Consider the following 16672-nt stretch of genomic DNA (forward strand, 5'->3'; position numbering starts at 1 on the left):
TAAATCGAATAATGAGGGTAACTCCACAAAAAGGGCAGATTTCACACATTAATTATGTGAGCATCTGCCCTGAAAGGGAATCATTAATTAACACCATATGTCCTTTTATAAAGATCAAACTGACCACGTATCTTCTTGCTCTTTCAAGTCATCATAACTATCCGTGGTAATGTACTTAGTCCAAAGCGAACAAAAGCATAATGAGATTGATACAAATTGATATCTGGGTCTAGGTCTCTATCCATCCAACCGACTCTATTTTTAAAACTATCTGGGCCAACCTTCATTGGTTCACCTTTCACATGATGGTGAGGTCCAAGCAAGTTTCTACAACTGCTGGTCAGCTCCAGCTCAATCAGATTCTCTCCTTGTTGGAGATATTCTGAAATATCTGCTTCATAGGGTTCCCATAAAAAGGTACGAACTTCTTGTCCGTTAATTGATAATCTTGTGACAATCGCATTCGGATGTGAGCCGAATTGCCATACCCGTGAAACACTGTCTTCAAAATGTATTGCAACCTTCTGCACAAGTTGAATACTGCCTGCAAAGAACGGTAATCCCTGACAACCTAGATCAGTTATCAAGGAATATTGATGAGGGAGTTCTTCAAGTATAAATGGACCATCTGTATATATAACACCATGCTCGCCATTTTTATAAGGAGATTCCGATTTCACTGCAAAATGTCCAACTAGATACACGCTTTCAAGTTCCGTATCGAATTTCAGCTTATTCCCCTCAGACTCAAAACTTTGAGCACGTTCAATAGCTGCATACGTTTCAGCAGAATTCCAAAAATCCAATGTTAACCTGATGGTATTTCGACCATGCTGAAGGAACCCACTTAGATCAATTTTCTTGAAGGATACATCTCTCCACCAATCACAGCTATGAGATGCTATCTTACTGTCATTAATAAGAATTTGCACTTTCTCCGGATTTTCCATCACCAGATGCATTTCCCGCACGAGCGCAGGATCAAAGGCGATCTGAAATTCGAATTCCAATTCGACTTGAACAGGATATCCTATCTGAAGCAGTTCTTCTTGAATAAAAATAATAGGCTTAGGTTCCGACCAATCACCATTCTCCAGCCTGTACCTGCAAGTGTCCATCGTCAAGCTATTGTGATCGATATGGTCAATTTCCCATAACTCACTTAGTTCCTGAATGAACCTAGCTGAATTGTCTGTTTGGAGTAGAGTTACCTCATCCGTTTCCAGTTGACCTTTCGTCGGAACTAGTTTGATAACATAGGATTGGGTAGGGTACAGAGTCATGTTCAATTTGACGCCGTTACCTACCCTGGTATAGTTAAGTGGCCTGATATCACCACTCTCCAAATCAATTAGAGACAGTATACCCCTTCGAGGGAGAGTCACCTCTACATCTGGATAACACTTTTCTCCGGAATTCACCAGGTAATAGAGATAGGAATCTTCTAACTTAAGCGTCTGGATATTGACCATGTCCGATACGATAGGTAGTCCTTCCCTGTCAACGATAGCGATCGATGGAGAAACGGTTCTGGAAACAGATTCTACCAAGGCGTTGCGATTCCAATCGGGTTTTACTGCACCATTCACTAAACGACGGATTTCTTCACCCGGTTGTCCATTGATGAGGAACGGAACGGGTTCCAATACAACTAAGCTTCCTCCATGAAATACAAACTGATGGAGCAATTTCACCGTCATCTCGCTTAAGGTCACACTCGGTGGAACGACAACAACTCGGTAACCTATCTCTCCTACAACAAAAAGATTCCCCTCTACTCTGCCATGACGTTCAATAATTCCCTCGCTTCCATAATCATGCTCGATAAACGATTGGCACAACCAGCGAGAAAGCTGTGCAAATGATTCATGATATTGCTCAACCTGTGATGAGTTAGAACCCTCCAGTTCCACCCAAGCTGTTCGAATGGGATGAAGCAGTAATACCTCAGCTTGCCGTACTCCTTCCACAAGGAGCATGGACAAACGGGCAAAGTAATCATTAAAGTGATAATAGTACCTCCACCAAGGCTGCTGATAAAACAAAGATGGTGGATAATCCCGTTTACGAAGTCCCCTCAGCGTATAAGCTTGCAAATGTTGACACATTAGATTCATTCCATGAACAAATTGCCATTCCCCAATCCGCTTTAAATCCTGAAAGCTGACATTCCAACCGGAACAGCCGTAACTCTCCGTGATGGCTTGCTTTTTGCCCAACTGGCGAACAACGGAGCTAACTTGCTTAGGAACAACCGGCTCTTCACTCACAGAACGTCCAAGCCAGTCACAACCGGGGATTTGCAGATATTCATAGAAGAGCAGTGGATCGCCCACTGAAGTCGCTTGACTCATAAGGGTTTGCTCGTCTACAACATGACCCGTAGCTAACCATCCCCTTTGCTCGCACCACTCTCCAATTTGCTTGGCGTAGGACTCAGTAAACAAGGTGGTGACACATGACCAATAATCATACCTGACCCTGCGGCAGTCCTTCGTTTCCAAGAACAGAGCTGGAATTACCTTACGTAGCGAATACCCGTGCTGGTTCTGAAAGGCATCTTCGAGTTCTAACGACCACGGAAGATCTCCGCGTCCAAACTGCGGTTCATCCGTGAATATTCCTTTCAACACAGAGCCGAATTGTTCACCGAACTCCGCCCAGTAAGCATTATAGGTGGAATCAATGAACGCAGCTACAGCCTTTTTGCTTAACGTGTCGATATAATAAGGATTCAACTCGTAATATACTCGAAAGTCAGGTTTGCGTGTGTCGCCAGTAGTAAGCAGATGCAATTCTTCCTCAGACTGGACATAGGAGGCAATTGTCACTCTATTCCCCCGATTAAAAGGAGCCCATTCATAAGCTAACCGCTTCTGTTGATAAGCCACTCCAAGTGCAGGCACCTTTCCGTCAGCAAAACCACTAGGCCAGCCATTTTCATCATAGAGCCATGTTTCCATCCCAAGTTCCTGACTTTTCTTGATGCAGATCTGTATGGCCTCCATCCACTCTTTGCCCATGTAAGGAACAGTAAGGCCTCCCCTGGCATGTATAAAAAAACCACCGATTCCCGCACTATGCATTTCTTCGATCTGCCGTACGAGTTCATTGTGATCTAGATCGTCATTCCAGGACCAAAATGGCACCGTACGATAATCAGCAGGGGGATTTTGTAGGAGATCCCATATGGTCATTGTCTTATTCCCTCCTGTTAACCCTTCAGACATAACTGGATCAAATCATCAATATGGGCTGTTGCGAGACATTCAATCGTGTCTGCTGCACCATAATAAATCTTAACCTCACCATCATCTTCGAGTACCATTCCGCCTGGGAAGATGACATTGTTACGGAATCCTCCTTCAATCTCATAGCTAGCTTCTGGAGCCAGCAGCGGATTCTGATACATGCCGATTATTTTTTTGGGATTCTCCAAATCAAGCAGCATTAAGCCTGCTGTATACCGTTTCTGCCATGACGTTTCCCATCCGTTCTTGCCTCTTGTAGGGTCAATATCAACGGCATGAAATGTAGTAAGCCATCCCTGCTCTGTCTTGATGGGGGGAGCTGCAGGACCGATCTTATCATTGGCAAATGGTACATCTTCAACAGCAAGCAGCAAGTCAGAATTTCCCCAGTACCTCAAATCCGGGGATTCTGAAATCCACATGTCGAATCGGTCAACTCCCCCGCGGCTGTAGACTGTGAAAGGCCGTTCAAGCCTCATAAATTTTCCGCCAATCTTCTCCGGGAATAGTACCATGTTTCGCAAATCCGGTGTCGACAAACTCAGTATTTCAAATTCTTCAAAATCGTCGGTAACGGCCACACCACCGCGGATGCCATGCTGCGTGTCTACGGCAAAGCACATATAGCAGCGTCCGTCAATTACGGTAAGCCTTGGGTCATAGGCACGAATAATTTCTTGGTCATGTAGCTTAAAACACGGCTTCGGTTGCACCTCCCAATGAATTCCGTCATCGCTGAAGGCAACACCAAGATCTGTTGTATGATGTGCCTCGATCGTCTGCTGCTCCAAAGACCCATAGTCGTTTCGAAAAACCATCACATATTTTCCATTGAATTTCGTTACACCTGCATTAAACACAAGTGCAGTGGGATAGGGAACTCGAGAAGCATCTAGAATCGGGTTATTCAGATAACGTTCAATTACAGAACTTGATGTCAGTTTTCCAATATAAGGTGAATTCATTTCCATTCCTCCTGATGATGTTAAGAATACCACTAGCCCTTTAAGGAGCCCGCAGTCATTTGCATAAAGGATTTGTTAGCAAAAATATAAGCAATAAGGATCGGGAGAATGGACAGACACGCCCCCGCCATCATGAAGTGTGTCTGTGAAGCAGCGGTGATTCCGTACTTCAAATTGGCTAGTCCGACGGTCAATGTCTGCAGTTCGGGTTTACTGAGCGTAAACACAAATGGAATCAGGTATTCGTTCCACGCTCCCCGGAAGGCAAACAAGGCACACACTCCTAGCCCAGGCGTAAGCAGCGGAATAATGATTCTCCAGAATGTTCTGCCCGGAGAGCACCCATCGATGCGTGCAGCCTCATCAAGCTCTTTAGGAATTCCGTTCATGAAGCTGAGCAGGATAAAGAATGCCGAAGCATGTGTGCTGATCAGAATCAAAATTACGCCCCACAGCGTATTATGCAGATGAAGTTTAATCATCAGCTCGAATTGAGGTCGAAGAACGACTGCTCCGATCGCTACAAACATAGTAAATGCCTGGATGCTGACGTATAGTTTTTTGCCAATAAAGTCCATTCTGTTCACGACATAGGCTGCCATGGACGAGACAATTAATGTTCCTATGGTTGACGCGACGGCAACAAATACACTATTTAGTGTGTATGTTGAAAAATTAGCCTGTTTCCACGCTTCGATATAGTTGGTGAACTGCCAAATAGCTGGCAGAAAAGTCGCTCCGGCAGTAAGTTCGGCATTCGTTTTAAAGGAACCGAGCAGGGTGATAATTATAGGAAACAGCGTTAGAAATGCTACTATTAACAGAAACGCCCACAGTACGGTATTCCATGCAATTCTCATGAACGTTCCTCCCTTATTCGTTATGACTCATCCGTTTTGATCCATAAAAGTAAAGTATCGTGATGATGCCAACAATAACAGCTGTGACAAAAGCGACAGCACTACCATAGCCAAATTCTTGAATTTGTGTAGATGCCGTGGAACCCGCAGGCGGGAAAAATAATTTATATACATATAAGAACATGACATTGGTTTTTCCAATTGGCCCGCCATCAGTCATCACCATAATACTCTCATAACCTTTTAGCGCATTAATAATGGCTAGCATAATGATCATTTGCATGACAGGGCCCAGCATTGGAATGGTAATGTAACGAAATTGTTGGAATTTGTTAGCCCCATCCAGAGCAGAACTCTCGTACACATCTTCGGGAATATTTTGGAGCCCTGCTAGAAACAAAAGCATATAATTGCCTACCGCCCCCCATACAGCAACGAGGATGATCGTCAGCATGGCATAATCAACGCCCAGCCAATCTATAGCACTGCCGATCAATTTATATTTCAGAAGGAACTGATTGAGGATGCCATTATACGAGTTGAAAATGGTGAAAAATACGACCGCCATAACCGCTGTACTAATGATCGTAGGCATAAATATAATAGCTCTCAGCAGATTTCTCCCTTTAATTTTCCAATTCAGGATGACGGCCAATATCAGAGCGAGCGGTATCGATAGCAGGAGCTTGCCTCCAGCATAAACGAACGTGTTGGATACTGAATCCCAAAACTGATGATCTGTCATTACGCGTTCTAGATTTGCCAGTCCTACAAATCGTGCAGTCCCAAACCCTTTGTAATCGTAGAACATATATCTCATGGCCCACATAATCGGGTAGATGCCCAGAACAATGGTAAGAATATAGCTTGGCAAAAGAAAGCTGTATGAAAAAGCTAGATTCTTTGCTTTATTCATATCCTCTCAACTCCTTGCAATCTCTGTAAGATTTAATGAAAGGATGGAGCGTGCCCCACCCTTTTTAAACACCTCTATTTTATTTTACGTATTTTCCTGCAAGTTCCGCTGGATCGAAATCTGCAATAGGCTCGGCCTTCGTTTCTCCACTCGCAATTGCTGTATCCAAAGCAGCGTTATAACGAGTATTCAAATCGTTGATAATGGTATCCAGATTACCTCCGCTTAGAATGTACTTGACGAAGGCATCGTCAGATTTCATACCGTGTACCGGCACTGTAGGGTAGACCGGCCAGACACCGTCGTACTTGTTCGGCAGGAAACCTTCTATGCCTTTAACTTCCGGTTTCGCTGCAACAGCACTTACTGAAGGGACCATGGATATGCCAAAGCCTTTCTCTTGATATTGTTGAAGAACAGATTCATTATACATATACTCCAGGAACTTCCAGGCTGCTTCCTTATTTTCGGTCTCTGAACTTATTGCCAACCATTGGCCCCCTAAGAACCCAGAAGCACCATTGAAATTTCCGTCAATGGATGGTGCAGGTGCTGCAGCCCAATCAATTTTAGCTGGAAATTGAGATTGGTAGACTCCCGCTTCAGCAGAAAAGGATAAGTACATCCCGATTTTCCCTTCAGCGAATTGGGCGCGCAATGGGTCGATATCAAGCGATTCGACACCGGGCAACATACTTCCATCATCCTTGATTTGCTTAAATGCTTCCATGATGGGTTTAAAGCCACTATAGTCATATCGAGCTGTCTTAAAATCATAACCATATCCGCCGTAACCACTTACTTCTGCAATAACACGGGCAGATCGGCCCAAGGCACTGGAAGGATTTTTAAAATTCTGTGCGAAACCGTAGGCTCCGTTTGATTTACCCACTTGCGTAATTTTCTTGGCTGCCTCAACCAACTCATTCAGTGTAGTCGGAGGTTGTTCAATACCTGCTTTGGCGAAAAGCTCTTTGTTGTAAATCAGACGCATCGTTGTCCCATAGTTCGGCAAGCTATAGCGTTTTCCATCGAAGCTGTTCAGATCCTCCATGACAGGAAATGTATCTTTCATTTTATCTGTGAGAAACTCGTCAATTGGAGCTAGGAATCCTTTTTTATAGAAGGTCTGTATGGTGTTTTCTTTAACACGAATGACATCCGGTGGTTCTGAGGTCTGAAAAGACATATCCAGCGCTTGATCGAAATCATCTCCCTTGATAACCAGTTCCACTTCGATGTTATCCTTATTGGTTTCATTGAATTTATCGATCGTTTCTTTCACGAACTCAGAATCATGGCGGTCTCCAGTCCAGTAGGTGATCTTGGTTTTAGCCGCTGCGCTTGCTCCTTTATCTGTGGACTTAGGGCTACTGCAAGCCGCTAGGCTTCCCGTGAGCACGATACACAGTGCAGACATAAGAAATTTCTTGTTTAATTTCATTCGTATTACCTCCCCTTTTTATCTGTTATTCTCTTTCTTCTTCATTATAGTTTCTTGTAATCGTTTACATAATGCGGTAAACCACACATCAAGGGCAGGTTTTCTTATGAATCTGTCATTAAAAAACTAGCCCTGCATCCGAAACTTTCGGAAACAAGGCTATCTTTCGAGTTATGATTGATCATAGGCCAGATCCACAGGCGGACTGATCTTCCCTGTACTATATAATTTGAATTCGGATGGTGTCATATTGGTATGCTTCTTGAAAATTTCGCTAAAATAACGTCGATGCTCATACCCCAATTCCCTAGCGATCTCCTGTACCTGATAATCATTGATTAGCATTTCTTTAGCTTTTTCCATTCTTTGATGGATTACGAATCGCTGAAATGAAATATTTAGCACTTTTTTGAACAGATTCGAAAAATATCCGGGACTTAAATTGAACTGCTTTGCACATAAATCAAGTGATAAATTTAAATGCAAGTTGGCACATATATAATCCTTCGCCTGATAGATCAACTTGGTCGTTTCATCCGAACGCTCGTGCTCAATCCACGAACACGCTTCAAGACAAAGTTCTTTTACTGTATCCCGCATAATCTGAAATGTAACCACACCTGTGCGCTTTACATGGTTCCACTGCTTCTCAAGGTTCTTCACCCGATCAGGCGGAAATTGTTCTAACATGACTCGACATATCTTGGATGACAGCTCATAACAAAGGTTTTCGACTTGTTGCGGTTTGGGAAGAGGATCTCGCTGCAATAAATCATTAAAGATCTGCTCCAGAATAAGTCGGCATTTTTCTCGATTGCCCGAGCGCAAAGCCATTAAAAACTCGTGCTCCGTGGACGCAGTATAATGAAGCAAGGTTTTCTCATCATCCGATGTACTTGAATAACTGTTAACACCATTACCATCTGTATAAAAATGATAGGCCAGAGCACTTAAGGCTAGTTGATATGAATCCGGTAATTCATCGATAGATGTTACACAACTACCAATACCGATTGAGATGGTAGAGTTCGTGAATTGATAAATATTTAATCTGCATGCTTCAGAAATCTGCTCTGCGATTCTCATATCTTCACAATTGATCAGACAGATGAACCGATTTAACGCTTCACTAAAAACAACACCACTGCTAAAAGCTGCGATAGTTTCCTCCAAAATATTTCGAAGGCTGAATCTGATCAATTCCACTTCCCTTGAGGGTTGTGCTTTATATTTGTCCATAAAACGGTCTAGCTCCACAATAAAAAGATTGAAATTCTGAGGAGCAAGTTGAATGCCGAGTGTTTGCCATTTTTGAAAGGCTACGACAGCATTCGTCCTATGATGAACTAGCAAGGACAAATACTCCTGCTGTAATACAGGTAAGCTTTTTCTTACATGTTGCTTCAGTTCTATCGCCTTGCTCTGCTCCTGCCATTCTTCTTCGATTGCTGCCTTTGCTTTCAACACGACCTGAATGATTTCATCTATAGAGAATGGTTTCTTTACGAAATCAAATGCGCCTAATCGAATCGCTTGTCTCGTAAATGAGAAATCGGTATACGCGCTGAGAATGACAATTTTCGTAAAAGGAGCGTTTACGAGAATTTCTTGCGTCATGGCTAGCCCATCCTTTTTGGGCATCCGTATGTCTGTAAGAACAATATCCGGTTTGGTCTCTTGGATTAGGCGAATGCCTTCCTCCCCATCGAGTGCCGTACCAACCACTTCAATGTGATGTTCTTCCCAGGGCGGCTTCTGAGAAATCATATCGACTACACTTCGAATATCATCAATGATGCATAATTTAATCCGTTGGAGTTCTTCTATCATGATTCAACTTCTCCTTCTCTAATCGGAATCCAAATGTCAGTTCTCGATCCCTTGCCAGGACTGCTGTGAAGTTCGATTCGTGCTTCTTCTCCATAAAATAGGTTGAGCCGATTCACGATATTGTTCAGAGCATAACCCTTCTTGGAGACAGGCGGTTTCAACATCGCTTGACTTACCATAGCCGCATCCATGCCTGCACCGTTATCCTCAATAATCAAATGAACCCAATTGTTTTGTCTGTCCACCTGTATATGAATCTGACCTCCGAAAGTAATGTCCTTAAAGCCGTGTTGAATGCTATTTTCCACAATTGGCTGCAAGAGAATCTTTGGCAAAAGGCTGTTCAGCACAGATTTATCAAGTACAGTAACTTCAAACACAAACAGTCCTTCATAGCATTTTTGTTGAATTAAACAATACTGCTGTGCGTGCAACAATTCATCCTGCAGCGTGTTCCAATCCTTCCCCCCACTCAAGCCAAGCTGAAACATCTGGGACAAGGAGAGAATCATCTCATTGACTTCTTCATTTTCCCCCAGAACGGATTTGCAGTAAATCGTATTAAGAGTGTTATACAAAAAGTGTGGTTCCATTTGCGCAGTTAAAGCTCTCATCTCGGCCTTACGTTTTCCGGATTCGCTCAACCTTACATCATCAATGAGTCTGTTGATTTCATCCAACATGCGATTGAATTGAAAACCGACCTGAGCTACTTCATCGGACGAACGGCTGGCAAAGCGAACATTCAGGCGGTTATTCTCTACCTCGCGCATAAGTCGTTGAAGCTTGTATAGAGGATTTAGCAACAGCGCCGTCAGTTTATTGGATAAAAGGCTAGTGAACAGCAGAAAGAAAAGCATTATATAAAGGGTTGTGCGCTTTACACCGTTCATTTGTTCAAGCAGTTTATCCTTCTGTTGAATACCGAATAAGCTCCAATCTTTGACAACTGTTGATCTTGTGTAATTGACTAGGTAATCCGTTTCATCAAAATTATGAAAGAAAGAGCCCATATTGCTCTCAGATACATTGTACAAGAAAGGTTTATCTTTCATTAGATTATGGCTGGATGACCATGAAGTTCGGATGACTTCCTCGCCATTGGAATCGATTACAAAATAGTCGCTGTCATCATTCGAAGAATGTTTGTTAACCAGTCCTATTAGTCCACTCTCATTTACATTCACGACAATGTATACATTTGTATTGGGGACATTCTCTTGAGTTCCCTTTGTAACAAATGAAATAGCACGCTTATTACCAGAAAAAAACTTATCAGAATGCCCTTTTATCCACTTTCCTCCATAATTCTCAATCATATCGAAATACATACTGGATTCATAAAAGGATTGTGTCTGAGAACGTCTTTGTGAAATAGGATAAAAATCTCCAATGGGCGTGGCAATAAGTATACTTTCGATTAGAGGTTCGTTGAAATAAACCTGTGAAAACACATATTGGAGCTCTGACAAATGCACATAGTAATTGGAGATATCATTACTCTGTACATCCAGCATCATATCTTTGAAGGCATAGCTAAAAGTCAGTGAACGAATGGAGTTGGAGATCCCCGTTAATTTATCATCCAGTATCTGAGTGGTTTTGTTTACGGTTTCTTGACTAGTCTCAAATGCATTCTTCTGGAGCTCTTTGGATGCAATCCAGTAGGTTGTCAGACCTACCGCCCCAATTGCAAGCGTTATCATAGTTATGATGGATAAGCGAATTCTCTGTTTGAATGAACTGCTGTATATCAAACGATTGAATTTTTTAGTGATGTGCTCTGCCCAAAGTCGTCTCATAAATTCGGTATCAACCTCTCTTGTAAATAAAAGAAGTCTTGCTGAAATTAAACTTATCTATTTGCGAATCATTTTACATTAAAATATCAATTTAGCAATACATTCTTCATGTCAATACGGATTTATTACAAATATACTGTTCCATTCGGATCATCAATTAAACAATTCCACGCTCCGGTTTAATATGTTTCAATTCTTTTGCTGCCAAGAAGAAAAAATTTATATCAACTTAAATTTATTTGACTCGCCGATATAATCATTTTACTACTAAGGGGGGCTGAGGTTTTGCCGATCAGGGAGATTTTTTGTTTAGTTCGTTTCACGCACTCAATTGGCTTAAGCCATAACAAAAAAGCCGCTATATAGCGACTTCCAATGGAATCATGTTCTTGTCCCTCGACACTTCCCTTAAATCATCGTCTGTCTAAATGATCCTTCTATTTTTGGTCAACGTTGTTAGCCTTATGAATACCACATCATACGTTGGTTTAAATCACTTTAATTGTTTTAAATATTGCTCCATTACTTGTAACCACACTCTTAATTGACTCAAATTTTCTACTGAATGAGAGCCATATGGAAACAATTCAAATTGATATAGCTCTGGACTTCCAAATACATGACTAAAATTAACTTCAATTTGGTCTTTCGTAAAATTTAAACATTCATAGTAGCTCGTAATTTCTGCTTCACTATATTCATCTGGGCAGATGTAGTCGATTGCCTGTATGATTTGCTCATAATTATAATCTTCGGCTTTTACTTCAAATATGACCATATCTTCATGTGAAAACTCACGAAACATGGTTGCCACCTACCCTAATCATTTTTTGGTGAACGTTGCTGCCTTAATGGGGGTTAGTCATAGAAGAAGAGTTGTACGTAATAGCATATCAAAATTGGTAGCCTGTTTGTAATTTATAATAGCGAGGTTACGAACTTCACCTCCTGAAAACGGCTGTCCGGTCCTTTCATTAAGATTCCGCCTTGATTCTTTAGATACATATCGAAGAAATCCAGCATATAGGCATTGATCACGGAGTTCGCTCTTTCTGGCAGAATCTTCCCTGTAATGCCCAGCATATTGAAAACCGGAGAAATGAACTGTACGTCGGTAAAATTCAAATGCTCTGTATTTTCGATATAGAGGATTTGTCCTCCTTCGTCAACCGTTTCGCGCATCCGTTCAAGCTCCAACTTTTTATCTTCCGTTACTTGATCCATCCACTCTCTTGTTGATCCCATCCGGTTAAGCTCTGCATCAGTGTAGACCCGATTATTTATCACCCTGTTTAATTCTTCGAAATAGCTTTCAGAGTTGATGAACAAAAACGGCTTTCGCAGATCCTCGCTGTCACGCAGTCGATACAGCCCTCCATCCAAGTCTATTCCGACCGTGATTCGTGGATCGTAAGAAGCGTCGTAGGCTGTCGCTCCGCCGATGGAATGACCGAACACCCCGACATGACCGAGATCAATCCTCCCTTTTAAAGGACTTGGAATCTGTCCCGATTGGATGAGCTCGAATTGGTCCAGCGTAAACGCCACATCGGCGGTTAACACTTTTCCCAACTTGTCGCGATTTTCTCTTCCCGTTCGGTAATCATCTTCGGGAGAGAATAAGTCGTTGGTTGTGCTGGTCGTGATTCGACCGTCCGGAAACTCGGTTGCAACTGTATTGTAGGTGTGATCGATCACTGCCACGATATATCCGTGACTCGCGAGATTCTCAGCTTGCGACGTATGGAGGAACCTGGACGAGCCAAAGCCGGGATTTGCAAGGATCAGCGGATATGAAGTCTGTGCCGAGGAGACTTCGGCCCCCGAATAAGCATGACTGGATACGTACTTCAAGTGCTGAAGAGTAAACTCAGGAAGGCCATAGTTCGCGGCCATATAACGTAAAATTGGAGTATCGGGAATAAAGGGAGCGTACTTGCTGGTGCCAACTTTAACCGGATACCATACCTGAACCATCAACTCTCTCTTACCCTCTCTGGCTTCGTCGAAAATCTCTTCCCTATTAGTATCCACGAGATGAAAAGTTTGCGTTCCTACCTTAAATTCGCCTGTAGGTTTAGGTAGATTAAATACTGGAAAAGCATACATGACACCCGCTGTTACGACCAGCATTATCGCTATAACGGTATAAGCTGAACCCAACAAGAATCGCGGGATTTTTTTGGGGCCGTTTTTTCTAAAATAGCTATAACCTGAAATGGCTAAAAAAAAGATCGTTATGCAATATGAGAAAAATAGTTGAACTCTGTATCCTTCCACAGTCCAATGAATGACCAATAAAAGAGTGGCGATTCCGCTTGCAATGAATACCTTACGCCGTCCTTTCTTTAATAGGAATGTTAATGCAAACAAGCCGATGTTTGACAATAAAAGCAACAGTTCAAACAGCCTCATCTCGATTCTCCTTTTAAAAATTTTCTATTTTCGTTTGTTCCAATATTATCCTGCCAGGATGGCCTTAGCTATCGATTCCACTTACATTCACCTTACAATTTTGTAATTCTACCTTGTAGTACTGGAGGACTCGGAAAACGGAAATGACACAAAGTTCTTGTCTTCAGCTTTGGACAAGAACTTGATTCCTTAAAACAAAAAAAGCCGCTATATAGCGACTTTGAATGGAACAATGTTCTTGTCCCGGGACAACTGATAAATGACCTAATTAGTCTTTCAGTTTAGGGACATCGTTGTTATCCTTATAATATCTAGTTACACATTTACCTTAATTAAAAAAATTGAGAGCAATGAGCCCATTAAGCTTAAATTGAACATAAACTAATTTTTATAAATTAACTCATTATAGTACGTATCCCATTCTCCAGTTACAAATCTAGCATTGGCTGCTTTTTCTAGACTAACAGGTGACCAAGACTCCAGTTCGGGGACTTCTTCAATCTCCGAAGCACTGGGATCTTTATTCACAACATCACCCTTATGATCTACCAGCATATATCCATCTTCAGTTTCCACTTTGTACAACGGAAATGTCATGCTTGGTATTGGCCCATTTCCAATCACTATCCAGATACCATCTTCAATCCTAGAGTTTACAGTCTGTATTAAGAAAATGATGGATTTCGAGGTGATTTCACTAACCGTTGGGTGTTCCATTGATACCAAATCATATACAATCATACAATCTGATATTCTTCCTTCAGAAACAACTTGTCCGTAACAATAACGACCCTGATTAAGACTTATTGCGAAGATATCTCCTAACTTCAACTTAGGCACTATTAGTCTCCCTTGCTATCTCTTTTTAGGTGGACTAATACCATATTCTTTCCACCTTTTCTCACTAATCTGATTTTGTTTATTTTGTAACGCCAAAGAAAGTTATACGAAATCCTTGTAAATGCAGAATTAAACTAGAGCTATCGTGTCCCGTTAGTTTAAAGACTTATTAGTCATTTTGGGAGTTGGAAATTCCACAACTTGAATTTCAAATAGATCCAAAACCGCAATTATAGACAAAGCGAAACCACTGTTCCAACCCTCATCTATCCAATTTCCTTCAAATTTCTCCGTACATTCATTAATAAAATCTTGATTGATCAGGATTGGAGATGTTTCTGCCACTTCAGAGTATAGATGTTCCTCAACTCCAATTTTATCTATCATCCATCTTCAACTATCGTTTTTCTTTATCCAAGAACGCAACTTATCAGCATAGAAATCGCGTTCATCTGGATCGGATGGAGAACCCTTTGACAGATAAAGTTGATCATTCACATATCTAGGGTAAACATGGAGATGATAATGCCACACGTCTTGATTGCCAGCAGGCTCATTATGTTGGCGTGTAGAAATCCCATCACATCCATATGTACTTTTCATTGCAAATGCTGTGAGCTGCGCCGCGCGGTGAATTTCACCAGCGTAATCCGCTGGGAGATCAAAGATGTTCTCGAAATGTTGATTCGGAACAACAAGAACATGTCCTTTATTGTTTGGCCACCATTTGCTCGCTATAAATGCCGTTACCTTTTCATTCTGATAGATGATATCCCTTTCTTTTGTTCCCTGATTAGTTCGCTCGATACCCCAAACACAACAAAATGGACATACGTATCCTTCGGGCTTATGTGAAATTGATGCTGTCATCTTTCTCATTCCACTCCTTTCATATTTTTCCAACTAGCTATTAGACGCAGGCAACTTTTGTTCGTTGCGTTATCCTCAACATTGATAATCAATCTGAGCTCGTTTTTATTCCGGCATGACCGGCTCATTTGATCACCACTCCTGAATATATCCACCTTATCAAGTCTTTCCAGTAAGTTGGCAAGGCTTTTTTGTCTTGAACGTACCGTAGTTGTACCGCTTTGATTATGTAATCTTTAGATTTTCTTCAGAATTATGCTTATTAATTCCTTAGTTTTTTTCATTATGATTTCTATATCGACAAGAGAGGAGGCAAAACAATGATCAGTAATACGATCTTAGAGCTACTACATCAGTATGGATATCTGATTTTTTATTTTGCCTTCTCATTAGGGCCATTTGGCATTCCAATTCCGAATGAGATCACGATTATCAGTGGTGCTATTTTGAGTCACACGGGTGTTATCAGCTCATGTATCACATACTTCTGCATTTTAACAGGACTATTAACTGCCATTACCTTTGCTTATTTTGCAGGGAAGTTATTTGGGCCCAAGATAAAACACAAATTTCAACATAATAAACACTTCGTTAAGGCTGAACTGATTCTGAATAAGAGTGGCAATTGGGCGATGTGCATCGGTTTATTCATTCCAATCGTGCGATATGTTCTCCCTCTGGTCATTGGACTGAGCGGCGTTCAGTATCGGAAATTTGCTCTCATTTCATATTCCAGTGCTTTGCTTTGGACCATAACGTATTTTACAGCGGGAATCTACTTCGGCGCTCCCATTCTATCAATGCTTCATTTATTAAAATTTTGATCGAATTTGATAAAATACCATCACGTATACGGAGGAACCACAAACAATGAATTCCAATGAACCTATTTTATTTCTGAAAAGCTTTCTTCAAAGCCCAAAACATGTTGGTAGCATCATACCCAGTTCCCGGTTTCTCGCTAACAAAATGGTGAACCAAGCGCCTTGGCTAGAGGTAAAAGCAGTCGCCGAACTCGGATCGGGCACAGGTGCCATCACTCGTTATATTCATCAACAGGCACAAGATTCGACCCAAGTGTTATTGTTTGAGATGAACGAGACGATGAGGAATAATCTGAAGACTGAATACCCTTCATTCCCCTGTTATTCAGATGCCTCTCGATTAGTGGAATCCATGAAGCAAGAGGGCGTTGAGCAACTGGACTGTGTATTTAGCGGGTTGCCTTTCTTCAACTTTGAGTCTGAATTAAGGAATACGTTGGTAGACCAAATCCATAAGGCGCTTAAACCCGAGGGGTTATTTATCGCCTTTCAATATTCGCTTCAAATGAAAAAAACACTATCCGAAAAGTTTATCATCGAAAAGATAGAATTAGTGCCCTTGAATGTCCCTCCTGCCTTCGTTTATGTCTGTCGCAAAAAGGAAACAATTTAAACAACTCAGGCTATGGTTTACACTGATATTATCCTCTTTATA

General features: G+C 41.6%; 14 protein-coding genes. 2 read left to right on the forward strand and 12 right to left on the reverse strand.

Features of this window, described 5'->3' with window-relative positions; all coding sequences use genetic code 11:
- Positions 1–143 precede the first annotated feature (143 nt).
- From BLS14_RS07200 to BLS14_RS07255, 12 genes are all read right to left on the reverse strand, one after another.
- Positions 144–3197, reverse strand: coding sequence for a glycosyl hydrolase (locus BLS14_RS07200; protein ID WP_176854415.1), 3054 nt, complete (start codon positions 3195–3197; stop codon positions 144–146).
- A gap of 17 nt (positions 3198–3214) precedes the next feature.
- Positions 3215–4216, reverse strand: a complete 1002-nt coding sequence (locus BLS14_RS07205) for a glycoside hydrolase family 130 protein (protein WP_090950518.1) — start codon at positions 4214–4216, stop codon at positions 3215–3217.
- A gap of 32 nt (positions 4217–4248) precedes the next feature.
- On the reverse strand, positions 4249–5076 hold the full coding sequence (locus BLS14_RS07210) for a carbohydrate ABC transporter permease (protein ID WP_090950520.1): 828 nt from the start codon (positions 5074–5076) through the stop codon (positions 4249–4251).
- Positions 5077–5089: 13 nt separating this feature from the next.
- A complete protein-coding gene (locus tag BLS14_RS07215; protein WP_063563752.1) occupies positions 5090–5992 on the reverse strand; it encodes a carbohydrate ABC transporter permease in 903 nt (300 codons plus the stop codon).
- A gap of 79 nt (positions 5993–6071) precedes the next feature.
- Positions 6072–7436: an ABC transporter substrate-binding protein gene (locus BLS14_RS07220; protein WP_090950522.1), complete on the reverse strand. Its 1365-nt coding sequence runs from the start codon at positions 7434–7436 to the stop codon at positions 6072–6074.
- Between the two features lie 171 nt (positions 7437–7607).
- Positions 7608–9266: a response regulator gene (locus BLS14_RS07225; RefSeq protein WP_090950530.1), complete on the reverse strand. Its 1659-nt coding sequence runs from the start codon at positions 9264–9266 to the stop codon at positions 7608–7610.
- A complete protein-coding gene (locus BLS14_RS07230) occupies positions 9263–10972 on the reverse strand; it encodes a sensor histidine kinase (protein WP_256336248.1) in 1710 nt (569 codons plus the stop codon). Before BLS14_RS07230 ends, BLS14_RS07225 begins: the two co-directional genes overlap by 4 nt.
- A gap of 589 nt (positions 10973–11561) precedes the next feature.
- Positions 11562–11873, reverse strand: a complete 312-nt coding sequence (locus BLS14_RS07235) for a hypothetical protein (protein WP_090950534.1) — start codon at positions 11871–11873, stop codon at positions 11562–11564.
- A gap of 113 nt (positions 11874–11986) precedes the next feature.
- Positions 11987–13483, reverse strand: a complete 1497-nt coding sequence (locus BLS14_RS07240; RefSeq protein ID WP_090950539.1) for an alpha/beta hydrolase family protein — start codon at positions 13481–13483, stop codon at positions 11987–11989.
- A 381-nt stretch (positions 13484–13864) separates the two neighbouring features.
- Positions 13865–14323 (reverse strand): Imm26 family immunity protein, encoded by a 459-nt coding sequence (locus BLS14_RS07245; protein ID WP_176854420.1) that lies wholly within the window; start codon positions 14321–14323, stop codon positions 13865–13867.
- A gap of 153 nt (positions 14324–14476) precedes the next feature.
- The gene (locus BLS14_RS07250) at positions 14477–14710 is read right to left on the reverse strand and encodes a hypothetical protein (protein WP_090950550.1); all 234 of its coding nucleotides are present in this window, start codon (positions 14708–14710) and stop codon (positions 14477–14479) included.
- Between the two features lie 6 nt (positions 14711–14716).
- Positions 14717–15193: an HIT family protein gene (locus BLS14_RS07255; protein ID WP_090950555.1), complete on the reverse strand. Its 477-nt coding sequence runs from the start codon at positions 15191–15193 to the stop codon at positions 14717–14719.
- Positions 15194–15513: 320 nt separating this feature from the next.
- On the opposite strand from BLS14_RS07255, the gene BLS14_RS07260 reads away from it, so the two are divergent.
- Both BLS14_RS07260 and BLS14_RS07265 read left to right on the forward strand, forming a co-directional pair.
- Positions 15514–16017 (forward strand): DedA family protein, encoded by a 504-nt coding sequence (locus tag BLS14_RS07260; RefSeq protein WP_063563743.1) that lies wholly within the window; start codon positions 15514–15516, stop codon positions 16015–16017.
- Positions 16018–16063: 46 nt separating this feature from the next.
- Positions 16064–16630: a class I SAM-dependent methyltransferase gene (locus tag BLS14_RS07265; protein WP_090950560.1), complete on the forward strand. Its 567-nt coding sequence runs from the start codon at positions 16064–16066 to the stop codon at positions 16628–16630.
- The last annotated feature ends 42 nt before the right edge of the window (positions 16631–16672 follow it).

Origin of the sequence: Paenibacillus sp. OK060, assembly GCF_900101205.1 — a bacterium.
GTDB lineage: Bacteria > Bacillota > Bacilli > Paenibacillales > Paenibacillaceae > Paenibacillus > Paenibacillus marchantiae.